General features: G+C 68.2%; 21 protein-coding genes. 8 read left to right on the top strand and 13 right to left on the bottom strand.

Annotated features, from left to right (window positions below; genetic code table 11):
• Nucleotides 1–14: 14 nt before the first annotated feature.
• From ACTJKK_RS12865 to ACTJKK_RS12875, 3 genes are all read right to left on the bottom strand, one after another.
• Nucleotides 15–1,529 (bottom strand): DHA2 family efflux MFS transporter permease subunit, encoded by a 1,515-nt coding sequence (locus tag ACTJKK_RS12865; RefSeq protein WP_440748286.1) that lies wholly within the window; start codon nucleotides 1,527–1,529, stop codon nucleotides 15–17.
• Entirely contained in the window at nucleotides 1,526–2,149 is a 624-nt protein-coding gene (locus ACTJKK_RS12870; protein ID WP_336641102.1) for a PadR family transcriptional regulator, read from the bottom strand. The genes ACTJKK_RS12865 and ACTJKK_RS12870 overlap by 4 nt, the downstream gene beginning before the upstream one ends.
• 83 nt (nucleotides 2,150–2,232) lie before the next feature.
• Nucleotides 2,233–2,448, bottom strand: a complete 216-nt coding sequence (locus tag ACTJKK_RS12875) for a DUF2945 domain-containing protein (RefSeq protein ID WP_440748287.1) — start codon at nucleotides 2,446–2,448, stop codon at nucleotides 2,233–2,235.
• A gap of 86 nt (nucleotides 2,449–2,534) precedes the next feature.
• Between ACTJKK_RS12875 and ACTJKK_RS12880 the strand changes: the two genes are divergently transcribed.
• Entirely contained in the window at nucleotides 2,535–3,419 is an 885-nt protein-coding gene (locus tag ACTJKK_RS12880) for a phosphoribosylaminoimidazolesuccinocarboxamide synthase (RefSeq protein WP_440748288.1), read from the top strand.
• Nucleotides 3,420–3,546: 127 nt separating this feature from the next.
• On the top strand, nucleotides 3,547–4,902 hold the full coding sequence (locus tag ACTJKK_RS12885; RefSeq protein WP_440748289.1) for a uracil-xanthine permease family protein: 1,356 nt from the start codon (nucleotides 3,547–3,549) through the stop codon (nucleotides 4,900–4,902).
• 167 nt (nucleotides 4,903–5,069) lie between these two features.
• On the opposite strand, the gene ACTJKK_RS12890 is transcribed toward ACTJKK_RS12885, so the two are convergent.
• Nucleotides 5,070–5,747: a TetR/AcrR family transcriptional regulator gene (locus tag ACTJKK_RS12890; RefSeq protein WP_440748290.1), complete on the bottom strand. Its 678-nt coding sequence runs from the start codon at nucleotides 5,745–5,747 to the stop codon at nucleotides 5,070–5,072.
• A 107-nt stretch (nucleotides 5,748–5,854) separates the two neighbouring features.
• Between ACTJKK_RS12890 and ACTJKK_RS12895 the strand changes: the two genes are divergently transcribed.
• The 3 genes from ACTJKK_RS12895 to ACTJKK_RS12905 all read left to right on the top strand — a co-directional run bounded on the left by ACTJKK_RS12895 (nucleotide 5,855) and on the right by ACTJKK_RS12905 (nucleotide 8,429).
• Nucleotides 5,855–6,727 (top strand): DUF1266 domain-containing protein, encoded by an 873-nt coding sequence (locus tag ACTJKK_RS12895; RefSeq protein WP_440748291.1) that lies wholly within the window; start codon nucleotides 5,855–5,857, stop codon nucleotides 6,725–6,727.
• Nucleotides 6,715–7,767: a hypothetical protein gene (locus ACTJKK_RS12900; protein WP_440748292.1), complete on the top strand. Its 1,053-nt coding sequence runs from the start codon at nucleotides 6,715–6,717 to the stop codon at nucleotides 7,765–7,767. The genes ACTJKK_RS12895 and ACTJKK_RS12900 overlap by 13 nt, the downstream gene beginning before the upstream one ends.
• Nucleotides 7,768–8,291: 524 nt before the next feature.
• A complete protein-coding gene (locus ACTJKK_RS12905; protein WP_440748293.1) occupies nucleotides 8,292–8,429 on the top strand; it encodes a hypothetical protein in 138 nt (45 codons plus the stop codon).
• A gap of 30 nt (nucleotides 8,430–8,459) precedes the next feature.
• Here ACTJKK_RS12905 and ACTJKK_RS12910 read toward each other — a convergent pair whose 3' ends face one another.
• The 8 genes from ACTJKK_RS12910 to ACTJKK_RS12945 all read right to left on the bottom strand — a co-directional run bounded on the left by ACTJKK_RS12910 (nucleotide 8,460) and on the right by ACTJKK_RS12945 (nucleotide 18,157).
• On the bottom strand, nucleotides 8,460–9,047 hold the full coding sequence (locus tag ACTJKK_RS12910) for a hypothetical protein (RefSeq protein ID WP_440748294.1): 588 nt from the start codon (nucleotides 9,045–9,047) through the stop codon (nucleotides 8,460–8,462).
• A 1,302-nt stretch (nucleotides 9,048–10,349) separates the two neighbouring features.
• The gene (locus tag ACTJKK_RS12915) at nucleotides 10,350–11,045 is read right to left on the bottom strand and encodes a DUF3800 domain-containing protein (protein ID WP_440748295.1); all 696 of its coding nucleotides are present in this window, start codon (nucleotides 11,043–11,045) and stop codon (nucleotides 10,350–10,352) included.
• 8 nt (nucleotides 11,046–11,053) lie between these two features.
• Entirely contained in the window at nucleotides 11,054–11,842 is a 789-nt protein-coding gene (locus ACTJKK_RS12920; protein WP_440748296.1) for a hypothetical protein, read from the bottom strand.
• Between the two features lie 498 nt (nucleotides 11,843–12,340).
• Nucleotides 12,341–13,333: a LacI family DNA-binding transcriptional regulator gene (locus ACTJKK_RS12925; RefSeq protein WP_440748297.1), complete on the bottom strand. Its 993-nt coding sequence runs from the start codon at nucleotides 13,331–13,333 to the stop codon at nucleotides 12,341–12,343.
• A gap of 59 nt (nucleotides 13,334–13,392) precedes the next feature.
• A complete protein-coding gene (locus tag ACTJKK_RS12930) occupies nucleotides 13,393–14,823 on the bottom strand; it encodes a GH1 family beta-glucosidase (RefSeq protein ID WP_247955436.1) in 1,431 nt (476 codons plus the stop codon).
• 4 nt (nucleotides 14,824–14,827) lie between these two features.
• Entirely contained in the window at nucleotides 14,828–15,718 is an 891-nt protein-coding gene (locus ACTJKK_RS12935; RefSeq protein WP_372491944.1) for a carbohydrate ABC transporter permease, read from the bottom strand.
• The gene (locus ACTJKK_RS12940; RefSeq protein ID WP_440748298.1) at nucleotides 15,715–16,767 is read right to left on the bottom strand and encodes a carbohydrate ABC transporter permease; all 1,053 of its coding nucleotides are present in this window, start codon (nucleotides 16,765–16,767) and stop codon (nucleotides 15,715–15,717) included. Before ACTJKK_RS12940 ends, ACTJKK_RS12935 begins: the two co-directional genes overlap by 4 nt.
• 79 nt (nucleotides 16,768–16,846) lie before the next feature.
• The gene (locus tag ACTJKK_RS12945) at nucleotides 16,847–18,157 is read right to left on the bottom strand and encodes an ABC transporter substrate-binding protein (RefSeq protein ID WP_247633082.1); all 1,311 of its coding nucleotides are present in this window, start codon (nucleotides 18,155–18,157) and stop codon (nucleotides 16,847–16,849) included.
• 173 nt (nucleotides 18,158–18,330) lie between these two features.
• On the opposite strand from ACTJKK_RS12945, the gene ACTJKK_RS12950 reads away from it, so the two are divergent.
• From ACTJKK_RS12950 to purQ, 3 genes are all read left to right on the top strand, one after another.
• Nucleotides 18,331–18,861: an adenine phosphoribosyltransferase gene (locus tag ACTJKK_RS12950; protein WP_440748299.1), complete on the top strand. Its 531-nt coding sequence runs from the start codon at nucleotides 18,331–18,333 to the stop codon at nucleotides 18,859–18,861.
• Nucleotides 18,862–18,956: 95 nt separating this feature from the next.
• Complete coding sequence (gene purS, locus ACTJKK_RS12955; protein ID WP_247623653.1) at nucleotides 18,957–19,205, top strand: phosphoribosylformylglycinamidine synthase subunit PurS; 249 nt, start codon at nucleotides 18,957–18,959, stop codon at nucleotides 19,203–19,205.
• Nucleotides 19,202–19,909, top strand: coding sequence for a phosphoribosylformylglycinamidine synthase subunit PurQ (gene purQ / locus ACTJKK_RS12960; protein WP_247623654.1), 708 nt, complete (start codon nucleotides 19,202–19,204; stop codon nucleotides 19,907–19,909). Before purS ends, purQ begins: the two co-directional genes overlap by 4 nt.
• Before the next feature lie 60 nt (nucleotides 19,910–19,969).
• Here the strand turns inward: purQ and ACTJKK_RS12965 are convergent, their stop codons facing one another.
• Nucleotides 19,970–21,238 carry a hypothetical protein gene (locus tag ACTJKK_RS12965; protein WP_440748300.1) on the bottom strand — a complete coding sequence of 423 codons (1,269 nt, stop codon included), beginning with the start codon at nucleotides 21,236–21,238 and terminating at the stop codon, nucleotides 19,970–19,972.
• Nucleotides 21,239–21,250: the final 12 nt, after the last annotated feature.

The following is a 21,250-nucleotide window of genomic DNA, read 5'->3' on the forward strand; positions in this document are numbered from 1 at the left end:
CGTTCGTCGGGGGATCAGACGGTCGGATGCTTCGGCGCACCGCGCAGGAACAGCGACGCGATGAGCGCGACGAGGATCACGCAGGCCGGCAGCAGGATCGCCTGCGACATGCCCGTCGAGAAGCCCTCGGCGACGGCATCCGGAAGGGTTCCGCCCGAGCCGATCGACCCGCCGGCGTCGTCCATGCCCGGCAGGTTCGCCTCGAGGCGCGCCTGCATGAACGTGGCGATCGCGGCCGATCCGACCACCGATCCGATCGTGCGGGTGGTGTTGTAGATGCCCGCGCCCGCGCCGGCCTGGCGCATCGGGAGCATCCGGGTGGCGGTCGTCGCGAGCGGACCCCACATACCGGCGTTGCCGAGGCCCATGAGGGCGGAGGGGAACAGGAACATCCAGATCGGGGTGTCCATGTTCACCAGCGACGAGTACCAGAACAGGGCTCCCGAGACGGCGAGCAGACCCGGGATCAGGATGATGCGGGGGTCGGTGCGGTCGAGGATCTTGCCCGCGACCGGAGCCAGCACGCCCGAGAGCACCGCCATCGGGATCATCAGCAGCGCGGCTTCGGTCGGGGTGAGCCCCCGGGCAGTCTGCAGGAAGAACATCAGCGGCAGCGACATGCTCGTCACCGTGAAGCCCACCGCGGCGATCGCGACGTTCGCTCCCGAGAAGTTGCGGTCCTTGAAGAGCTCCAGCGGCACGAGCGCCTCGGACTTCGTCTTCCACTGCTGCACGATGAAGATCGCGAGCACCACGATGCCGGCGATGATCATGCCCCACACCGAGATCGGGCCCCAGATGACGCCCCAGTCGTACTTCTCACCCTCTTGCAGGCCGAAGACCACGAGGAAGATCGCGACGGCGCTCAGGACGACACCGAGGATGTCGAAGCGGTGCGGGTGCGTCTTGAGCTTGGGCACGAGGATCCACGCGGCGACGAAGGCGATCACTCCGACGGGCAGGTTGACGAAGAAGATCCACTCCCAGCCGAGGCCGTCGACGAGCACGCCGCCGAGCAGCGGGCCGACGAGCGTCGCGACACCGGCGGTCGCACCCCACAGGCCCATGGCCGCGCCGCGGCGCTCGGGCGGGAAGGTGCGGGTGATGACGGCCATGGTCTGCGGGGTCATGAACGCAGCGCCGAGACCCTGCACGGCGCGGGCCGCGATCAGGCCCTCGAGCGAGCTCGACAGACCGCACCAGAGGGATGCCGCGGTGAAGATCGCGAGTCCGATGAGGTAGATGTTCTTCGGGCCGAAACGGTCGCCGAGGCGGCCGGTGATCAGCAGCGGCACGGCGTAGGTGAGCAGGTAGGCGCTGGTCACCCACACGACGTTGTCGAGGTTGTTGGTGTTCGGGTCGAGGGCGGCCTTGATCGCGGGGTTCGCGACCGAGACGATCGTCGTGTCGACGAGGATCATGAAGAAGCCGATGACGAGCGCCCAGAGGGCGGGCCAGGGGCTCTTCGGCGCCTGCCCCGCGGCGAAGGGGCCGGTCTGGGGGCCGACGGCCTGTCGGGAATCGGTCATTGCTGTGCAGCCTTTCGCTGAGCGATGTAGCGGTCTGTGTCGTCGAAGTCGTTCGGGCCCCAGCGGAGCCCGTCGCCGTCGAGTCGGGTGAGGAGGGTGTCGAGCCAGCGCACCTCGGCCTCGAGCAGTGCCTCCTGGCGTTCTATCTCGACGAGCACCTGCGCGGGAGTACCCCGTTCGTGTGCTGCGCGGAGCCCGTCGCGGTGGGCCACGTGGCTGTCGACGAGAGCGGAACGACGCTCGCGCAACAGCGCGGTGACGTCGTCGCGCTCGAGATTGTGCGCTTCGGCGAGCGCGATGCGGAAGTCGGTCTCGCTGTCGGTGCGGGGCAGTTCGCGGCGCACCCACGCGATGACGGTGTCGCGACCGGCATCGGTCAGCGTGTAGGTGGTGCGCTCGGGACGGTTGCCGTCGCGATCGATGCCGATCTCGTCGATCAGGCCGGTCTTCTGCAGGCGCGCGACCGTGTGGTAGAGCGTGCCGTTGGTGATCGTGAGCAGGCGGTCATCCTGACGGGTGCGCAGCAGACGGACCATTTCATAGGGGTGCATGTCGCCCTCGCGCAGCAGCGCGAGCACCATCACACCCATGGGCGTGAGCGTGTCGATCGGATCCTTCATCACCTGCTCCACTTCGATTAGTCCACGTGGACTATACGCCTGTTTCGCGGAAGTGGGCAAGCGCGATGCTGTCGGGCGCGCCGTCAGCTCTTCAGTCGCCGCAGAGCCGATCCCTTGTGCGCGGCGCGATCACCGCTCTTCTCCGACTCCACGATGTAGGCCGGTTCATCGGCCGTCGCCGTGAAATGCTGCCCCGCGAACTCGAAGTCCCTCGTGCGCTTCTCCTCGACGGTCCCCCGTGTGCGCCCCTGCGAGGTGTTCCAGCTCACCCGGTCACCCTTCGACAGTTCCTTCGACATGCATCCTCCGTTCGTTGCGGAGAGCATCGCGGATGCCGCGGCATCCGCCACTCCCCTTGACACGGCACCCTCGCACGACCGGGATAATGGGGCAGGTGAGCACTCCTGCAGACAGCACGTCCCAGAGCATCCCCGGTTGGCGTCACCTCTACTCGGGCAAGGTCCGCGACCTGTACGCCTCGGAGGATCCCGCCGACACGCGCATCCTGGTCGTGGCGAGCGACCGTGTCAGCGCGTTCGACTCCGTGCTGTCACCCGGCATCCCGAAGAAGGGCGCCCTGCTCACCCGGCTGAGTCGCTGGTGGTTCGCGCAGCTCGACACCCCCAACCACCTCGCCGAGGGCGAGATCCCGGATGCCGTCGCCGACCGCGCCATGCTCGCGCAGTCCCTCGAGATGCTGCCCGTCGAGTGCGTGGTGCGCGGCTACATCACGGGTTCCGGCTGGGCGGAATACGAGGAGAGCGGCACGGTCTGCGGCATCCCGCTGCCCGCCGGGCTCAAGAACGGCGACCGCCTGCCCGAGCCGCTGTTCACCCCCGCGTACAAGGCGCCGATGGGCGAGCACGACGAGAACATCACCTTCGCGCAGACCGTCGAGCTGGTGGGCGAAGCGCGCGCCGCCGAGCTGCGCGACGTCTCGCTCGACCTCTACACGCGCGCGGCCGCCATCGCTGAGGAGAAGGGCCTAATCCTCGCCGACACCAAGTTCGAGTTCGGCACGGATGCCGACGGCACGCTGCGTCTGGCCGACGAGGTGCTCACGAGCGATTCGTCGCGGTACTGGGATGCCGAGGCCTGGCGCACCGGCGTCACGCCGAGCCAGCGCATGGCGAGCTTCGACAAGCAGATCGTGCGCGACTGGCTGGCGTCGCACTGGGACAAGCAGGGCGAGCCCCCCGCGCTGCCCGAGCACATCGTCTCGCGCACGGCCGACCGCTACCGCGAACTGATCGACCGCCTCGGGGCGTGACCGTTCGTCTCGCGGCGCGGTTCCTGAGCGAGGAGCGCAGCGACGAGACGAAGGGCACCCAGGGAACACTCAGGAATCGGTAGTGTTGCTCCAGCACTCCCCCACCCCGAATCCCTGAGGAGCCCGCATGCCCCTGTGGAAGATCCACGGCAACGGCCGCACGGTCGAAGCCGGCGCCGTCGTCGCCCCCGAAGAGCGTCTGAACTGGCCCGCCACGATCGCGATCGGTGCGCAGCACGTCGTCGCGATGTTCGGTGCCACGTTCCTCGTGCCCACGCTGACGGGCTTCCCCGTCTCGACCACGCTGCTGTTCAGCGGTGTGGGCACCCTGCTCTTCCTGCTGATCACCAAGAACCGCCTGCCCAGCTACCTCGGCTCGTCGTTCGCGTTCATCGCGCCGATCACCGCCGCGGTCGCCGCGGGCGGCACGGGTTCGGCGCTCGCGGGCGTGGTGGCCGTCGGCATCCTGCTCGCCCTCGTCGGTCTCGTGGTGCAGTTCGCCGGCCTGCGCTGGGTCGATGCGCTCATGCCCCCGGTCGTCGCCGGCGCGATCGTGGCCCTCATCGGCTTCAACCTCGCGCCGACCGCGTGGAACAACTACAACCTCGACCCGGTCACCGCCACGATCACCCTCGTCGCGATCATCGTCTTCGCCGTGCTGTTCCGCGGATTCCTCGGGCGCATCTCGATCTTCCTCGGCGTCGCCGTCGGCTTCATCTGGGCGGCGTTCAACGGCTCGTTCGACGTGCCGAACGAGCTGCGCGGCGGCAAGACCCCGAACGAGCTGATCGCCGAGGCATCCTGGGTCGGCCTGCCCGACTTCCAGTTCCCCGACTTCGTCGCCCCCGGCACCTGGTCGACGATCGCGATGTTCCTGCCGGTCGTGCTCGTGCTCGTCGCCGAGAACATCGGCCACGTGCGCGGCGTCGCCACCATGACCGAGGACCCGACGGTCAACAAGCAGACCGGTCGCGCGCTCATCGCCGACGGTGTCGCGACGACCATCGCCGGCGGTTTCGGAGGCTCGGGAACCACGACGTACGGCGAGAACATCGGCGTCATGGCGGCCACCCGCGTCTACTCGACCGCCGTCTACTGGGTCGCCGGTCTGTTCGCGATCCTGCTCGCCTTCTCGCCCAAGGTCGGCGAGGTGTTCAACTCGATCCCCGCCGGTGTGCTGGGCGGCGCGACCACCGCGCTCTACGGCCTCATCGGCATCATCGGCATCAAGATCTGGGTCGACAGCCGCGTCGACTTCTCGCGCCCGGTGAACCAGTACACGGCCGCGGTGTCGCTCGTGATCGGCATCGCCGGATTCTCGATGAACCTGGGCGACTTCGCCTTCGGCGGCATCGTGCTCGGCACGGTCGCGGCGCTGCTGATCTACCACGTGGGCAACTTCATCGCCCGCGCGCGCAAGACGGGTGCCGACGACCCCAAGCCGCTCGAGCCCGTCGGTCCGCTGGGCGGCGACCCGGCCTGACCCCGGCCCGCACGACAGAAGGTCCCGGATGCTTCGGCGCGAAGCATCCGGGACCTTCGTGTTGCTGCGGGGTGGGCCCTTCGACAGGCTCAGGGACCCAGCCCAGATGCGGGGCCCTAGAGGAACTGGGTCGCTGAGCCTGTCGAAGCGTCCCGCCCGACAGACCGTCAGTCGTCGGTGCCGGCGCCCTCGCGCACCCCGCTGCGGGCCCGAGGGCGCGGTTCACCCTCGCGCGGGGCGACGGCGAGCGGCAGGGGCACGGTCGGCGCCGGCAGCCCATACAACCGACGCACCCAGCGGCGGGCGTCTTCGAGCGGATACGTGTCGCGGTACACCGAGTACTTCACGAACACGCCCTCGAGCACGCTGCGGAACATGACCTCTTCGAGCCCGGGATCGGCTGCGCCGCGCGCGCGGAACAGGTTGCGCACCGCGTCTTCGGCCATCGTGACCTGCTCGCTGAAGCGGTCCTCGGACTCGGCGAAGAGCCGGTGCGTGGCCGGCTGCTGCTGGATCGCGAGCACGACGCGCTGCAGCGGCACGGCGTAGGCCGTCGCCTGGAACACGCTGTCGATGATCGAGGCGAGCACCTCGTCGGGACTGCCCTCGACACTCGGCAACTCGAGGAGCGTGATGAACCAGCGGTCGATGACCGCGGCGATCAGCTGATCCTTGCCGCCGAAGTGATAGCTGACGAGCCCCTGAGCGACACCGGCGCGCTTGGTGATCTCGGCGATGCTGGCGCCGGAGACGCCCCGCTCCTCGAACACCTCGATCGCCGCCTGGAGGATGACCTCCTTGGCTCGTTCGCGCGCACGTCGATTCTGGTCTTCCGATCGCGCCATGTGAAGTTCACTTCCCCGTTGCCCCCGAATGTGCACCGATGTGCGTCCCCGTACTATAGATTACTCGCTGAATGTACGTTCAGTTTAATTATCTCTGGGGAGCCTCCATGCACCGTCTCGCGCCCGTCGATTTCAACGACCTCGGGTCCATCGTCGGCTGGCTGATCGGCCAGTGGTGGGTGTGGGCGATCGTCGGCACCGTCGCCCTCTTCTTCCTGATCCTCTGGATCATCCCCGCGGCCAAGGTGAAGCCGTCCGAGAAGTTCTCGACGACGGATGCCGAGGCGAACGAGATCGCCCTGGGCTTCCTGCAGATCCGCAACCTGCCCTCCGGCCCGTGGAACGACCCGACCGCGAGCGACCTCGGCCCGTCGGAGAAGTCGGTACTCGTGGAGCAGTGGGGCGTGCACACCCGTGAGGAGTGGCTGTCGAACATCGAACGCCTCACCACGGTGCGCCGCCGCCGCGAGGTCTGGGTGCTGTACCTCGCCGTGCGCGTCGCCCTCGCCGAGCGCCTCGGCCGTGCCCCGAAGGCGAAGGAATGGCTGGCGGCCATCGTCGAGGAGGGCGGCGACAAGCGCGACGCCAAGACGTTCATCACCGCGATCGAGTACATCGAGTCCGAGGTGCGCAAGCGCGTGGGTAAGGACATCGTGACGCCGGACCTGTTCGTGCAGACCCTCGACGGGTACGCGATCGGCCAGGCCGTCGCGATGGCGACCTGGGGCGTCGCGCTCGGACACGGCGACGTGCCCGAGGCCCGCTCGATCATCCACGCGATCAACGTCGAGGCGCGGCCCGCTTTCTCGTCGTGGGCGGACTTCGGCCTCAGCTACATCGCCGGCCGGGTCATGCACTGGTCCGACGGCCGCGTCGACGAGAAGTCGTTCGAGAAGTTCGGCGACGGATGGGCGGACTTCAAGGCCGCAGCGACCGAGACGCGCAACGGTCCGTGGGCGACCCTGCCGTGGACGCTGTAGCCGTCGACCTCGCTCCGCTGCAGCGCAGCGCCGGCATCCGCGACATCGTCGCCTACGAGCGGATCACGAAGACTCCGCTGCACCGTCGCTTCGTGTTCCTGCTCGTGGTCGTGCTGATGTTCGCGGCGGCGATGCTCGCGGGTCTGTGGTTCCTCGGGCGCACCGACATCCTCGCCGTCGCACCGATCCTCGCGGTGTTCGTCATCGGCTACACGCTGCTCGCGGCCGTCGGATTCGTGTGGTTCGCGGTGGGCCTCAGCCGCCGCGTGAAGATCGCGGCGTTCGCCTGGCAGAACGACTGGGCCTACGCGGATCGCCTCGCGCACACCGGCCGCCCCGGCGCTCCCTTCACCCGCGTGCTGCGTGGTCAGGAGCGGGCGGTGGTCGCGGGCGACGATCCGCGGATGCCGTTCGAGCTCGGCATCCATCACTCGCTGTCGCGCGGTCAGGAGGGCGCGACCGTGCAGCGACCGTTCGCGTTCATCGAGCTGCCGCTGCCGTCATCGGTGCCGCACATCGTGCTGGCCAACCGGCGACGCAGCATCGTCCCGACGCTGGGCCTCGGCCGGGGCGCTGCCCGGATGGAGCTCGAGGGCGTGTTCGCGAAGGTGTTCCGGCTGATCGTGCCGGAGGGGTATCAGACCGACGCTCTGTACATCTTCACGCCCGACCTGATGGCGCGCGTGCTCGACCTCGGACGCGGCGCCGAGATCGAGCTCGTCTCCGACCGGTTGTACGTGTACCTGCCGGGGAGCACGCGGTTCGATCGCCCCGCCACCATGGCCGCGGCGCTCGTTCTCGCCGAGGAGTTCCACCGCAGATTCGCCGCACGCACCGAGCTCTACCGCGACGACGCCGCAGGCGAGATCGCGGCCCGCGCGGGCGTCTCGGTGGGGCTGCGAGGACAGCGCCTCGGCGGGCACGGCATCTCTGTGCTGGCCGTGGCGAGCACCGTGGGGGTGGTTCTGCTCTCGGCCGGCGTCACCGCGCTGACGCTCTTCGGCGGCGACTTCTTCACGTCGCTCCTGGGCGGCCCCTGAAATCGCGGGTGCGCCCCTGTCCCGGAGGGGGCGACAGGGGCGCACTCGTTTCACTCCCGCATGGTGGGTGCTTCGACGGGCTCAGCAACCCAGTTTTGGATACTGGGTCCCTGAGCCTGTCGAAGGGCCCACTCCGCGAAACCCGTCAGGTGGGTGCCCGCACCACGAGCTCCGTCGGCAGGATGGTCGTGCGGGGCGGGTCGCCCCCTCCCCGGCGAGCCACGACAGCAGCACCTGCGCCATCGCCTCGCCCGTACATCGTGTGCGCTCGTGGGCCTTCATGCGCACCAGCAGATCGGACAGACGGACTTTTACATCGGCCCTCTGTGCTTCCGCGTTGGGCAGCTCCGGTACGTGGTCGTCGAGTTGAAAACCACGACGGTCACCCCGCGGATGCCGGCCCGCTCGGTTTCTATGCAACCGTCGTCGATGACATCCTCCGAAACACGGAAAAGTATCAACCGACTGTGGGAACCTGCGTGTCGCGAATAAAGACGAAACGGTGGTCCGGTGCGCTCGCATCGATGGCGCAGCCCGTTGAGGTCAGCCGGTACGAACTCAGCGAAGAGGAGCAGAAGGCATTCCCTAACGGGGCGGCGATCACCGGCGCGTTCACCGACGAACTCGCCCGCAATCGTCCCGTCGGCGACGACCCTGCCTAGAGGGTGCGGAGCATAGAAGTATGTCGCGCCTCAGGGGATCGGATTCTTGCCCCGCAGTCCGCGCATCAGGCGGTGCCAGCGAACCAATAACGACGGCACGGGAAGCGGCTCAAGCTGTCCTCCGCCGAAAGCCGCGATGACACGCGCGCGCTGAGCCCGCTCCGCGGGCGTGTCCAGCAGGTTGTTCGGGTCCTCGTGGATACTCTCGATCGGTTCGATGCCTTCGCGTTTCCACCATCTGCTTGACGAGTCACGGAAGAGCATCACAGTCGAAATCGACGGCTGATTCGGGTGATACGGGTTCGCGACGTGGATCTCGGCTGTGATGTCGGACCTCGGCTCGATAGGACCGAACGGCAGGGATACTTGGTCGAAGATCTTCCCCTGGCCGGCATCGACAAGTTGCAGCTTGCCCGGGCCAACAAGCTCATCGCTGCCGTTGTGAATCCGCACTACTACGCGGGCCAGAGGCATCAACGCGCGCATGCTCATCGGAATCAGACCGGGTTGACGCAGGATCTCTAGACCTTCGCCGACTGAGAGCTGCACGTTGTCGAGCACGAGCGGCCCTTCTTCGCCCGGGTCGTAGAACTTCACCTCGGCGATCTTGGCGTACACGAGTCGGGCCTGAGCCTTGCTCGCGTCTCGGGTGCTCCTGAAGTAGCTGATCGCCGCAATGAGGAAGGCAGCTGTCGTTCCGACGGCGGCAACCCAATCGGGCCATGAACCGAGGGTCACAGCCGCTTCAGCGGCTGCGTGAAGACTTCGAGACATGACGCGACCATATCGGAACGCGACAGGCGGGAGGGCCGCCGCCTCTCCGGCCTCCGGACCGAATCCTCGACACGGTGCGCGAGCTCAGCGATGCGTTCGTGAGCCGTCAAGCTCACCGCTCACTAACGAGGCGACGGTCGCGCGCGTTCAGTGGCATACTCGCTTGCGGTCTCGGCGCTACTCGTGAGATCAACGGTGGCGTGGTCCGCCTCGGGGTGATCGGCGATCTGACGACGTTGGCGCACTGACGTGGCGTGATCGTCGAGCGCGCGAACCGCCGCACGGGTTTCGCGCGCGCGGCGGAGTGCCGGGCGCAGGCGAGCGAAGACATCCTGGCGGCGGAACGCCCAATTGTGGAGTACTGCGGGGTTAGTCGAGCTCTGATGCAGGGCACGCAGGGCGTCGGCCGCGTGGACGAGAGGCGCGGGACGTGTCGGGCCGAAGATCGCGTCGCCAGTGCGCGTGACGACGGCGATCCGATCGATCGTAGGGAGTCAGTTGCGGCGTCAACGGCGAGAAGGGCTCCATGTATGCCCACGCCGCGCTGCCCGATCAGTCAACCGTGCAATGCACCCGGCTTCGTGGTCGAGTTGGAAGTGTTCGATGGAGGACAGTAGTTGGCCTTCCCATCGAGAGGAGACGGCGATCGCGACGAGGCGGGCGCGGTGGCGGCGGACATCGCGAACGGGCTTCGCGGCCGAGGCAATGGTAGTCGGGGTGGGAGGTGCAGGTCGTCGCCGATGATCGCATCGCGGCGGATGGGATTTCACCGTTCAGGCGGAGCACCCCGTCACGGCCGTGGGCTTTTCTCGGCGCCGGGCTTCCCGCCGGCCACGATCCACAGCGGGTCGGTCACGGGGCGTGCACTCGCGAAAATGCGCGTGATGATCAGGGGGTGGAAGCGATCACGAATCCAGTCCTCTTCGAGGATCCTGCCGCGGTGAGTCGCTCAAGTTCCGCGCGAAGGCCGTCGGGTTGTTGTGCGGATCTGGTCGCGATCGTCCGGGTCGATCGCGTTCATCCGTCACATGAGCGCGCTGTCTGGGCTTACGGGTGCCACCGATCCCCGATCAGGCGAATGAGGTAGCCTGTACGTGCGGACCCGCCCAGTGAACACTGGTCAACGGGTCCAGCTTCTTTTCGGGTTCATACGGCGATCGGCCCGCCGTTCACGTCTTTCGGGGTGAGCGCGGGGTACCAGGGCCAGGCGAACCACTTCTGTGGCAGTTGCAGGATCTGCTGGTAGCCGGCGTAGGCAACAAGGTCGGCGATCTGCACCAGGTGGCTGCTGTGGGAGTGTTGGAACGCGGGGTCCTCGATGAGGGACCGGGTGGCGAGTTTGAGTTCACGATGGGCGGCGACATAGCTGCGGTCGGTGCCGTCGCCGTCCATGTAGAGGATGCCGAACTCGCCGGCGGCGGTGAGCCGCTGGTCCAGTCGGGTGACGAGTTCGCCGTAGACCCGGGCGCGCTCGTCGGCGAAGTCGCGCCCGCGGCGCGTCGTGTGTGAATACACCGTTCCCACGGACAGCCAGGGGGCGTTGGCGAGCATCTGGAACGCGTCGTCGACGACGCGGGAACGTTTGGCCTTGTGCCGGTTCCAGTCGGGGTCGAGGGAGGGGTCTCCGCGGCCGTTGACGAACTTGGTGGCGTGCAGTTCGTAGGTGACCGGGATCTGGTGGTCGCGGGCGAGCCGGTGCCGCCAGTCCAAGACCGTGCGGAGCGCGCTCTGCCAGTCGTCAATGCGCAGCTCGAGCCAGCTGAAGGTGGCGTAGCCGCTGCGTTCGGCGCCGGAGTCGTCCACGTAGATGAGCCGCACGGGCTTCGATGGTGGTGTGGTCATGGCGTCTCCTAAGGCTCTGGTACGGCGTCTAGAGCCCGTTGTGCTTCGCGTTCGGCGCGGGCGGTGGCGGCCTTCTTGCGGCGGGCGGCGCGGGAGGTGTGTCCGTACACGCCGGTAAGTGAGTAGTACATGTGTGTGGTGCTTCCGGTGGGGGAGAGCGGAGCGGGTTTTGAGTCGGGTCGCCGATTGAGAATTCCTTCTCCGAGGAGTTCGGTGATGCCCTTCTGTGCCGACTTGGCGCTGATCCCATACCAGTCAGGCATGTACTCGTAGGGCAGCCAGACTTCCTTGGTCTTCTTCGAATTGGTCTCCTTCGCGATGACGAGCAGCATCACGAGGGCGGGGAGGGAGAGCCGACCGAACAGCCCATCGATCCAGAACTCGTCCGGGAGGGAGAAGTAGGCGTTGTAGCGGTCGCGGCGCCCACCGGGAACGTCGTACTCCGTTGCCCCGTCTTCGCGACGCGGCCGCGGACGGCGTAACCGCCCTTCTTTCTTCGGCAGGTCCACCAAGTCGAGGTCGGCGAGTTCCGCCCAGGTGCGCGATAGCGTCGATGCCGTCCATGTCGGCCCGTCCTTCGAGGTGAGAGCACGGATCCAGATCGCGCCTTCGAGTGGGTTGCGGCGCCCTTCCAGCCACGGCCAGCAGGTGAGCAGGAGCAAGTAAAGCAGCAGGGCGCGGTGCTTACGGCCGCGGAGCATCGTCGATAACGTGGATGCGCGCGGCTTCCCCCGTTCAGGCAGCTGGACAAGGATGCTACGGATCTGCGTGTACCTCCTTCGGGACAGTGTGGTCATGGCCTCCCTCGTTTGCTCGGGAGTGGCGGTGGTCGTTTCAGAACTCATGAGGAGATCGAACCACATTCGCGATCCCGCACTCCGCGTATAGCCGTTTTCCCACTTGGCGTCTCGCACCAGACAATGCGACTCCCCGTTGCGATTCGCCGCTGCGACTCGATGCGACACGCTGCGACACACCGTTCACGATTGCGTGCATACGAACTCCACTCGAAGGGTCGATTGAGACCGGTGAGCATGTCAAGGATCTGATCGACTCGTCACGGTCTTCGGCGTGTCGTGGGCGCCAGGCGACATAGGAACGGCTGCGGCTGTGTGCTCTTCCGCAGAGAGCTCGCTCTCAGAGGCGATCTTGCCATCCCTCGTTGGCGGCCGTCTGCGGACTTGAACCTAACAGCGTCCAGCGCGCACGCACGCCCCGCGCGCACGCGGGGCGGTTGCTTCGACAAGCTCAGCAACCCGGTGGAGCGAGGCGGGCCGACCCCCGAGAGACCAACGTCAGGCCGAACCCCGCACCACGAGCTCCGTCGGCAGGATGGTCGTGCGGGGCGGGTCTCCCCCGGCGAGCCGCGACAGCAGCACCTGCGCCATCGCCTCGCCCTGCGCGTACATCGGCTGACGCATCGTCGTGAGCTGCGGGTCGCAGCTGAGCGCGACCGAGGAGTCGTCGAATCCGACGAGGGCGATGTCGTCGGGAACGCGGATGCCGGAGGCGCGCAGCGCCGTCAGGGCACCCCGCGCCATGAGGTCGCTCGCGACGAAGATAGCGTCGGGGCGGCCCGCCGCGAGGATGCGGCGGGCGGCGTCGGCGCCGCTGGCCTCGCTGTAGTCGCCCTCCTCCTCGGCGAACGGCGTGAGCGCGGCATCCGCCAGCGCCTCGCGGAAGCCCTGCACGCGGTCGATCGACGACAACATCGTGAGCGGACCGGAGATCGTGGCGATGCGGGTGCGGCCGATGTCGACCAGGCGGCGCACCGCCTCACGCGCCCCGGCCACGTTGTCGACGTCGACCACGTAGTCGGTCTCGCGCGTGCGCACGGGGCGCCCGCCGTAGACGACCGGCACGGCATCCGCGATCCGGTCGATGAACGCGTCGCTCGTGTGGTGCGACACCAGCAGCGCCCCGTCGACACCGCCGTTACGCACGAAGCCGGTCATCTTGTCGCCCGGGTCGTCGCTCGCGATGAGCAGGTTCAGCAGGTAGTCGGAGGTGCGCAGCGTGCCGGTGATGCCGGCGACGATCGCGGCGAAGAACGGGTCGCCGAAGAAGCGCGTTGTGTCTTCAGGCACGATCAGGGCGATCGCATGCGTCTGACGCGACGCGAGCGATCGCGCCGCGCGGTTCGGCACGTAGTTCAGCCGCTCGATCGCATCGTGCACCGCGGCGAGCGCCTCGGGGCTGACCGCCGTCGAACCGTTGACGACGCGCGAGACCGTCGACCGTGACACTCCGGCGGCAGCGGCCACCTCTTCGATCGTCGCTCGCGACACAGCTCTTCCTCCGATCCGGCGGGGCGATCGGGTGCTCCGACCGCCCTCGCCGCCCGGTCTCAGAGAGAGCGAGCGGCGATGATGCGAGCGTACTCCCGCGCGGAGTCCTTGAGCGTGCGTTCCTGGGTGTCGTAGTCGACGCGCACGATGCCGAAGCGCTTGTCGTAGCCCCACGCCCACTCGTAGTTGTCGAACAGCGACCAGTAGAAGTATCCGCGCACGTCGACCCCGGCATCCGCCGCGTCGAGCACCGCGGCGAGGTGCAGCCGCAGGAACTCGGCGCGGTCGTCGTCGTGCACGCGCGTCTCGCCGTCTTCGACGACCGCGACGTCGTCGTAGGCGGCGCCGTTCTCGGTCATGTACAGCACGGTTCCGGCGGGCTGCGCGTACTCCGTCCACACGCGCTGCAGCAGGCGGGTGAGCCCCTCGGGCTGCACCTCCCAGTTCTGCGCCGTACGGGGCAGGCCGCGCTCGACGTTGTGGATGTTCTCGAATGACGGGTAGGGGCTGCGCACCTTGCGCTCGGTGTCGGGCACGCTCTCGACGGCGACGTTCTCGGGCACCGCGCCCGAGACGAGGTCACCGTGGTAGTAGTTCACGCCCTGCGTGTCGATGTGCTGCGCGATGGTGGCGAGGTCGCCGTCGTGGATCGCGGCTTCGAAGGTCTCGACGGCCGCGGCATCCACCGCCCGGATGTCTTCGACGATGTCGGCCGGGTACTCACCCCGGTAGATGGGGTCGAGGAACCAGCGGTTGAACTGCCCGTCGATGCGGCGCGCGGCGTCGACGTCGGCGGGGTTGGTCGGATCGGCGGGGTCGGCGACCGTGTGGTTGAGCGTGATGCCGAGGTTGAGGGAGGCGTCTCGCCCGCGCAGCTCGCGCACCGTCTCGCCGTGGGCGAGCAGCAGGTGGTGGGCCGAGAGCAGACCCTCGGCGACGCTGGTGTGACCGGGGGCGTGCTCACCGCCCGTGTACGACAGGAACGACGAGCACCACGGCTCGTTCAGCGTGGTCCACACGTTCACCCGGTCGCCGAGCGCGTCGTGCATGGTGCCCGCGTACTCGAGGAAGCGGTCGACCGTGTCGCGGTTCGTCCAGCCGCCGGTCTCCTGCAGCGCCTGCGGCATGTCCCAGTGGTACAGCGTCAGCCACGGCAGGATGTCGGCGGCGAGCAGCTCATCGACCAGGCGCTCGTAGAAGTCGACGCCCTGCGCGTTCACGGCACCGCCATCCGGGCGCACCCGAGACCACGAGGTCGAGAAGCGGTACGTCTGGAGACCGAGGTCCTTCATCAGCGCCACGTCGTCGCGGTACCGGTGGTAGTGGTCGCAGGCGACATCGCCGTTGTCCCCGTTGATCACCGCTCCGGGTACGCGCGAGAACGCGTCCCAGATCGACGCGGTGCGCCCGTCTTCGAAAGCCGCCCCCTCGATCTGGTAGGCCGCGGTGGCGGCGCCGAAGAGGAAGTTCTGGGGAAACGCACGGGTCATGGAGTCATCCTTTCACCGCGCCCGCCATGATGCCACTGACCAGCTGCTTGCCCGCGACCACGAAGAGCACGAGCAGCGGAAGGGTCGCGAGCACCGCACCGGCGAGCACGATCGAGTAGTCGATGTAGTAACCGGACTGCAGCTGGCTGAGTGCGGTCTGGAGGGTCGGGTTCGAGGGCGAGAGCACGATGAGCGGCCACAGGTAGTCGGTCCACGCGGTCATGAACGTGAAGAGTCCGAGGATGGCCATCGCGGGGCGGGCGGCCGGGATCCCGACCGTCAGGAACGTGCGGAACTGGTTGGCACCGTCGACGCGGGCGGCTTCGATCAGTTCGTCGGGGATGACGTCGACGAGGTACTGCCGCATGAAGAAGACACCGAACGCGGTGACGAGCGTCGGCACGATCACGGCCCCGATCGAGCCCGTCCAACCCAGCTCGCGCATGAGCATGAACAGCGGGATGATGCCCAGCTGCGTGGGGATCGCCATGGTCGCGATCACGAACACCATGAGGCCGTCGCGTCCCTTGAAGCGCAGCTTCGCGAACGCGTACCCGGCGAGGGTCGAGAACGTCACGACCGAGATCGTGATGATGCCCGAGATGAGGAACGAGTTTCCCAGCGCCAGCCAGAACGGGATCGCGTCGAACACCTTGGCGGCGTTCGCGAGGAAGTTGCCGCCCGGGATGAGCGGCAGGGTCTCGCCGCGCGTGGCGTTCGTGCCGCTCGCGACGACGACCGACCACCACAGCGGGTAGACGCTGCCGATCACGAACGCGGCCAGCAGGCCGTAGGTGAGGAAGCCGGGGCGGCTGCCGATCCCCGCGTTGCCGAGGGCGCTGCCCCTGCGACGGCGGATCTTCTCGGGCACGCTCAGTGCCATTGTGGCGGTCATCGTGCGTCCTCCTCGAGGGCGGCGGCGGTCGCGCGGGCCCGGCGGCGCGCGGCGCGGTTGCGGCCGGCATCCCCCGTCGATATCCGTCGCGAGATCAGGAAGTTGATCACGCCGATGCCGACGATCAACAGGAACAGCAGGATGGCGACGGCGGATGCTTCGCCCAGATCGCGCCGGAAGAACGCGAGCTCCCAGAGGAACAGCACGGTCGTCTGGAACTGCCGATCGCTGCCGCCGATGCCGCCGGCGGTGGAGACGTCGAACAGCCGCGGCTCGGCGAAGATCTGCAGTCCGCCGATGGTCGCCGTGATGATGACGAAGATCAGCGTCGGGCGGATCGTCGGGATCGTGATCGAGAAGAAGCGGCGGGCGGCGCCCGCGCCGTCGAGGGCCGCCGACTCGTAGAGGTCGCGCGGCACGGCCTGCATCGCGGCGAGCAGGATGAGCGCGTTGTACCCGGTCCAGCGGAAGTTCACCATGACCGCGATCGCGATGTGCGACAGCGCGGTGTCGTGCTTCCACTGCTGGTCGGCGATGCCGATGAGGTTGAGCAGGTTGTTGGCGAGACCGTCGGCCTCGTTGAAGATGCTCGAGAAGATGATCGCGACCGCCACCGGGGTGACCACGAACGGGATGAGCACGCTCATGCGCCAGAACGTCGGGGCGCGCAGCCCGCGGTCGAGCAGGTAGGCGATCGTCAGCGCGACCGCGAGCTGCGGGATCGCCGACAGCAGGAAGATGCTGAGGGTGTTGAAGATCGAGTTCCAGAACATCCCGTCGCCGAGGATCTCGACGAAGTTGCCGAAGCCGACGAACCCGCCCTCGCCCTTGAGCAGATCCCACTCGTGCACGGCGACGTACACCGTGTACAGCAGCGGGAACAGGCCCACCAGCCCGAACAGCAGGAAGAACGGCGAGATGTAGAAGTACGGCGAGGCGTTCTGGTCGAAGCGGGAGACGCGATGGCGCCAGGAGCGTTTCGGCGGAGCATCCGATTCAGGGGCGGATGCCGCCACCCGCTGCTGCGCGGGCGGTGCGGTGAGAGTCATGGGGTTCCTTTGCGGGATGCTTCGACAGCGGGTGGGTCCCTGAGCCTGTCGAAGGGCCCACCCGCTGTCGAAGGGCCGGTCAGCCGACCAGGTCGTTCAGGAGGGAGATCGCCTGATCCCAGGCGCCCTTGGTGTCGGTCTCGCCGCGGTCGAGCGCGCTGAGCGCCGGGCCGAAGACGTTCTCCTGGATCACCGAGTCATCGGCGCCCTTGAACTGCGCGACCACGCCCTTCGCGCGCTCCGCGAGAATCGCGCCGGTGGGGGCATCGTTGAAGAACGCGTTCGGGGTGGCATCGGCGGCGAGGGTCTCCTGCGCCTTCACCGTCGAGGGGAAGTTGCCGGCAGCGGCCGACTGCTTCACCTGCTGCTCGGGCTGCGTCAGCCAGTCGGCGAGCTCGGCCGCGGCCTCCTTGTGCTGCGAGGACTCGGGGATCGACAGGAACGCGCCGCCCCAGTTCGCCGCTCCGCCGGGGAAGACATCCGCGAAGTCCCAGCCGGTCGATGCGTCGCCGCCGCCGGCCTCGACCTGCCCCTGTACGACGCCGAGCATCCAGCCCGGGCACACGAACGTCGCGAAGGTGCCGTCGACGAACGACTTGCCGCCGTTCCAGTCCCACGCGGTCTGGGCGGCGGACTGGCCGCCCTCGGTCGCCGCGCCCAGCAGCTCGAAGCGTTCCTGCAGCTCGGCATTGCCCTCGACGTTCAGCTCGCCGTCGGCGGTGTAGTACCCCTCGTCGAGCTGGTTGACCATCGCGTTCCAGACGAAGCCGGAGTGGTCGTACCAGGCCTTGCCGGTCTTGGCCGTGTAGTCGGCGCCTACCTGGAAGTAGTTCTCCCAGTCGCCGTTCAGCAGCTCGGCGACCGACTCGCGGTCGCTCGGAAGACCCGCCGCCTCGAATGCGGCGCCGTTGTAGCAGATGCCCGAGGGGCCGATGTCGGTGCCGTAGCCGATGACGCGGCCCTCGGCATCCGTGGCCTGACCGTACTTCCAGTCGACCCAGTCGTCCTTGCGGTCCTCGATGCCGTAGTCGCGCAGGTCGACGAAGGTGTCGGACACGTCCATGACGGCGCCGAGCCAGCCCTCCTCGATCGCGACGACGTCGCTGAGACCCGAGCCGGCCGCGATCTTGGTGAAGGCGTCGGTGCGGGCGTTGCCACCGGTGTCGATGTTGGTGGCCTCGATGGTGATGTTCGGGTGGGCGGCCTCGTACTCCTCGTACAGGTCGTCGTAGCCGAAGGTGCCGAACGTGGTGACGGTGAGGGTGATCTCCTCGTCGGCGTTCGAGCCGCCCTCGCCTCCTCCGCCGGTGGAACAGCCGGCGAGGGCGAGGGCCGAGACGGATGCCACGGCTGCGGTCGTGAGGACCCGGTGGCGGGCGCGTGCGTTCACAGTTCACTCCTTTGTGAGGTGGTGCGGTGGGTGGTGCGTCGGGATGGTGCTGAGCCGTGGGCTCCGCTATGGGAGCGCTCCCACGACGTTCCGGCCACGATATGGGAGCGCTCCCACGATTGTCAAGGGTTCCCGTTTTCGAAACCCTCGAACACGAGGAGTACCCTTGCTCAGTGCCCGAAGCCGAACTCTCCCCTGCCCTCGTCCGCGCCCAGTCGCTGATCCGCAACGTGCCGGACTACCCGCAGCCGGGCATCGTCTTCCGCGACATCACGCCGCTGCTCGCCGACGCCGAGGCCCTCCGCGGCACGACCGAGGCCATCATCGAGCCGTTCGCCGGACAGTTCGACGTGATCGCCGGGATCGAGGCCCGCGGGTTCATCCTCGCGAGCGCCGCCGCCATCGCCGCGGGCACCGGACTCATCCCGATCCGCAAGGCCGGCAAGCTGCCCCGCCCCGCGGCATCCGTCGACTACGCCCTCGAATACGGCACCGCCACGATCGAGATGCACGACGACCTGCCCGCGGGATCGCGCGTGCTGCTCATCGACGACGTGCTCGCGACGGGCGGCACCCTCGCCGCCGGCCGCCAGCTCGTCGAGCGCCTCGGCAGCCACGTGGTCGGCATCTCGGTGCTGTTCGAGATCGACGGCCTCGGCGGCCGCGAGCTCATCGGCGATCTGCACACCGTCTTCCACGCCTGAGCGACGCCCCGCGCGCCACGCCCGGCGGCGAATCGCGACCGGAGCAGGGCGGTAGACTGGACGCGCCTTCCTGCCCGCGACTTCTGGAGCCGTTCATGCCCACCATCGTCGTCGACGTCATGCCCAAGTCCGAACTGCTCGACCCGCAGGGGAAGGCCGTCTCCGGAGCGTTCGCACGCCTCGGCGTCGAGGGCTTCTCCGACGTCCGCATCGGCAAGCGCTTCGAGCTCACGGTCGAGGGCGAGGTCACCGACGAGCTGCTCGCCGAGGCGACCCGCATCGCCGACGAGGTGCTGTCGAACTCCGTGATCGAAGACGTCGTGGGCATCGAGGTCGTCGAATGACCGTACGCATCGGGGTCGTCACCTTCCCCGGCTCGCTCGACGACCGCGACGCACAGCGCGCCGTGCGCATCGCCGGCGCCGAGCCCGTCGCCCTCTGGCACGGCTCGCACGACCTCGAGGGTGTCGACGCCCTCGTGCTGCCCGGCGGATTCAGCTACGGCGACTACCTGCGCGCCGGCTCCATCGCCGCGCTCTCGCCGATCATGGCCGAGGTGAAGGATGCCGCCGCCAAGGGCCTGCCCGTGCTCGGCATCTGCAACGGCTTCCAGATGCTCGTCGAGTCGCACTTGCTGCCCGGCGGCCTCATCCGCAACAGCCACCAGCACTTCATCCGTCGCGACCAGAAGCTGACGGTCGAGAACTCCGACACGGCGTGGACCAACGAGTTCCGCCGCGGGCAGGAGATCGTCATCCCGCTCAAGAACGCCGACGGCGGCTACATCGCCGACGAGCAGACCCTCGACCGCATCGAGGGCGAGGGTCTCGTGGCCTTCCGCTACGCGGGCGTCAACCCCAACGGTTCGCTGCGCGACATCGCGGGCATCACGAACGAGGCGGGCAACGTCGTGGGGCTCATGCCGCACCCCGAGCACGCGACCGAGGCCGGCTTCGGCCCCGACACCTCGGTGGCCATGCGCTCCGGCATCGACGGGATCGGCTTCTTCGCGAGCGCGATCGCCGCGGTCGCGCGCGTCGCCGCGTAACTTCTTCGACGGAGGGGGCGGATGCTTCGGCATCCGCCCCCTCTTCGTTTCTGCCGCCGGTCAGTCGGCCGGCAGGGTGAAGGGGTTGTCGCCGGCCTCGGCCAGCAGGTACCAGGCGGTCGCGCCGGTGTGCAGGCTCGCGTAGTAGAGGTCGCCGAACCCGGAGTCGAGGCCGTCGGTCGAGGTCGCGACGATCCCCTTGCCGTCGCCGTTGGCTGCATCGCGTTGACCGAGACGGATGCTGTCGAGCAACGTGTCCGCGTAGGCGGCATCGCCGGCGGCATCCCGCAGCTTCAGGGCCAGTGCGAGGTGCGCTGCTCCCTCGAACCAGACCTTCGAGGTGTCGACGTCGCTGATCCCGGGGCCCGTGTAGGGGCCGTCGGTGCCGACCAGGTTCGCGAGCGTCCAGTCGAGTGCCGCGTCGTAGCGCGGGTCGCCGGTCGCGAGCGAGGTCCAGGTCTGCGCGTCGAGCGGGATGGGGTGAGTGTTGACCGTGCTGCCGTCGAGCAGCGTACCGGTGTCGACGTGGCCGTCGGGGCTCTGCATCGCGGTGACGAACGCAGCGGCGACGGCGGCGCGGTCGGCCCAGACGGTGTCGCCGGTGAGCTGGGCGAGCTGCCCGAAGAAACCGGCGATGTCGGCGTTGTGCTCGGTCGACTTCCAGAGGAGCGAGTCACCGGCATCCGTCTGTCCGCCGGTGTAACCGAAGGGGGCGCGCACCATGTCGGCGGTGTTCGTCTGGATCCAGTTCGCGATGTCGAGCGCACCGTCGAGGTAGCGCTGGTCGCCGGTGGCGTGGAAGAGGCGGGCGAGGGCGAGCCCGGCCCAGGCCTGGTTTCCGGTGAACGTGCCGGGTCCAGTGATCTCCATGCGGCCCTGACGGATGGCGTGGGGCTCGTAGTGGGTGCGCACGCGTCCGTCGCCGATCGGGTCGTTCTCCTGCACGAAGAGCAGCGTCTCGCCGATGCTCTTCGCGCGGCGGATGTCGTCGGGAAGACCGCGGGCGGTGTACGCGATGATGACCAGCGCGTCGTCGTAGACGAACGACGGTGTGAAGTCCCAGGTCGGCGTCGTGAAGAACCCGCCCTCGTAGCTGCGGGGCAGGCACATGCCCTCGCCGTCGCAGAACTGGTCGGTGCGCGCGTCGAGGAACTCGTAGGCGAGGGCGATCGACACGGAGGGCTCCGGAGCGGTCGGGTCTGCGGTCTCGTCGGCGGGGACGGGGTCTCCGGTGGCAGCGGATGCCGCGCCGGCGAGCACGGCGGTGGCGACGAGCGCGACGACCACCGTCCAGCCGACAGCACGACGGGGCGAACGAGAACGAGACATTGGGGGGACCTC

It is taken from the genome of Microbacterium sp. 22179 (assembly GCF_052045715.1).
Classification (GTDB): Bacteria; Actinomycetota; Actinomycetes; order Actinomycetales; family Microbacteriaceae; genus Microbacterium; species Microbacterium galbinum.

Coding starts and splice junctions, on each gene's coding strand:
- ACTJKK_RS12865 (WP_440748286.1), bottom strand. CDS start 1,529: ATGACCGATTCCCGACAGGCCGTCGGCCCCCAGACCGGCCCCTTCGCC.
- ACTJKK_RS12870 (WP_336641102.1), bottom strand. CDS start 2,149: ATGAAGGATCCGATCGACACGCTCACGCCCATGGGTGTGATGGTGCTC.
- ACTJKK_RS12875 (WP_440748287.1), bottom strand. CDS start 2,448: ATGTCGAAGGAACTGTCGAAGGGTGACCGGGTGAGCTGGAACACCTCG.
- ACTJKK_RS12880 (WP_440748288.1), top strand. CDS start 2,535: ATGGGGCAGGTGAGCACTCCTGCAGACAGCACGTCCCAGAGCATCCCC.
- ACTJKK_RS12885 (WP_440748289.1), top strand. CDS start 3,547: ATGCCCCTGTGGAAGATCCACGGCAACGGCCGCACGGTCGAAGCCGGC.
- ACTJKK_RS12890 (WP_440748290.1), bottom strand. CDS start 5,747: ATGGCGCGATCGGAAGACCAGAATCGACGTGCGCGCGAACGAGCCAAG.
- ACTJKK_RS12895 (WP_440748291.1), top strand. CDS start 5,855: ATGCACCGTCTCGCGCCCGTCGATTTCAACGACCTCGGGTCCATCGTC.
- ACTJKK_RS12905 (WP_440748293.1), top strand. CDS start 8,292: ATGGCGCAGCCCGTTGAGGTCAGCCGGTACGAACTCAGCGAAGAGGAG.
- ACTJKK_RS12915 (WP_440748295.1), bottom strand. CDS start 11,045: ATGACCACACCACCATCGAAGCCCGTGCGGCTCATCTACGTGGACGAC.
- ACTJKK_RS12920 (WP_440748296.1), bottom strand. CDS start 11,842: ATGACCACACTGTCCCGAAGGAGGTACACGCAGATCCGTAGCATCCTT.
- ACTJKK_RS12930 (WP_247955436.1), bottom strand. CDS start 14,823: ATGACCCGTGCGTTTCCCCAGAACTTCCTCTTCGGCGCCGCCACCGCG.
- ACTJKK_RS12935 (WP_372491944.1), bottom strand. CDS start 15,718: ATGACCGCCACAATGGCACTGAGCGTGCCCGAGAAGATCCGCCGTCGC.
- ACTJKK_RS12940 (WP_440748298.1), bottom strand. CDS start 16,767: ATGACTCTCACCGCACCGCCCGCGCAGCAGCGGGTGGCGGCATCCGCC.
- purS (WP_247623653.1), top strand. CDS start 18,957: ATGCCCACCATCGTCGTCGACGTCATGCCCAAGTCCGAACTGCTCGAC.
- purQ (WP_247623654.1), top strand. CDS start 19,202: ATGACCGTACGCATCGGGGTCGTCACCTTCCCCGGCTCGCTCGACGAC.
- ACTJKK_RS12965 (WP_440748300.1), bottom strand. CDS start 21,238: ATGTCTCGTTCTCGTTCGCCCCGTCGTGCTGTCGGCTGGACGGTGGTC.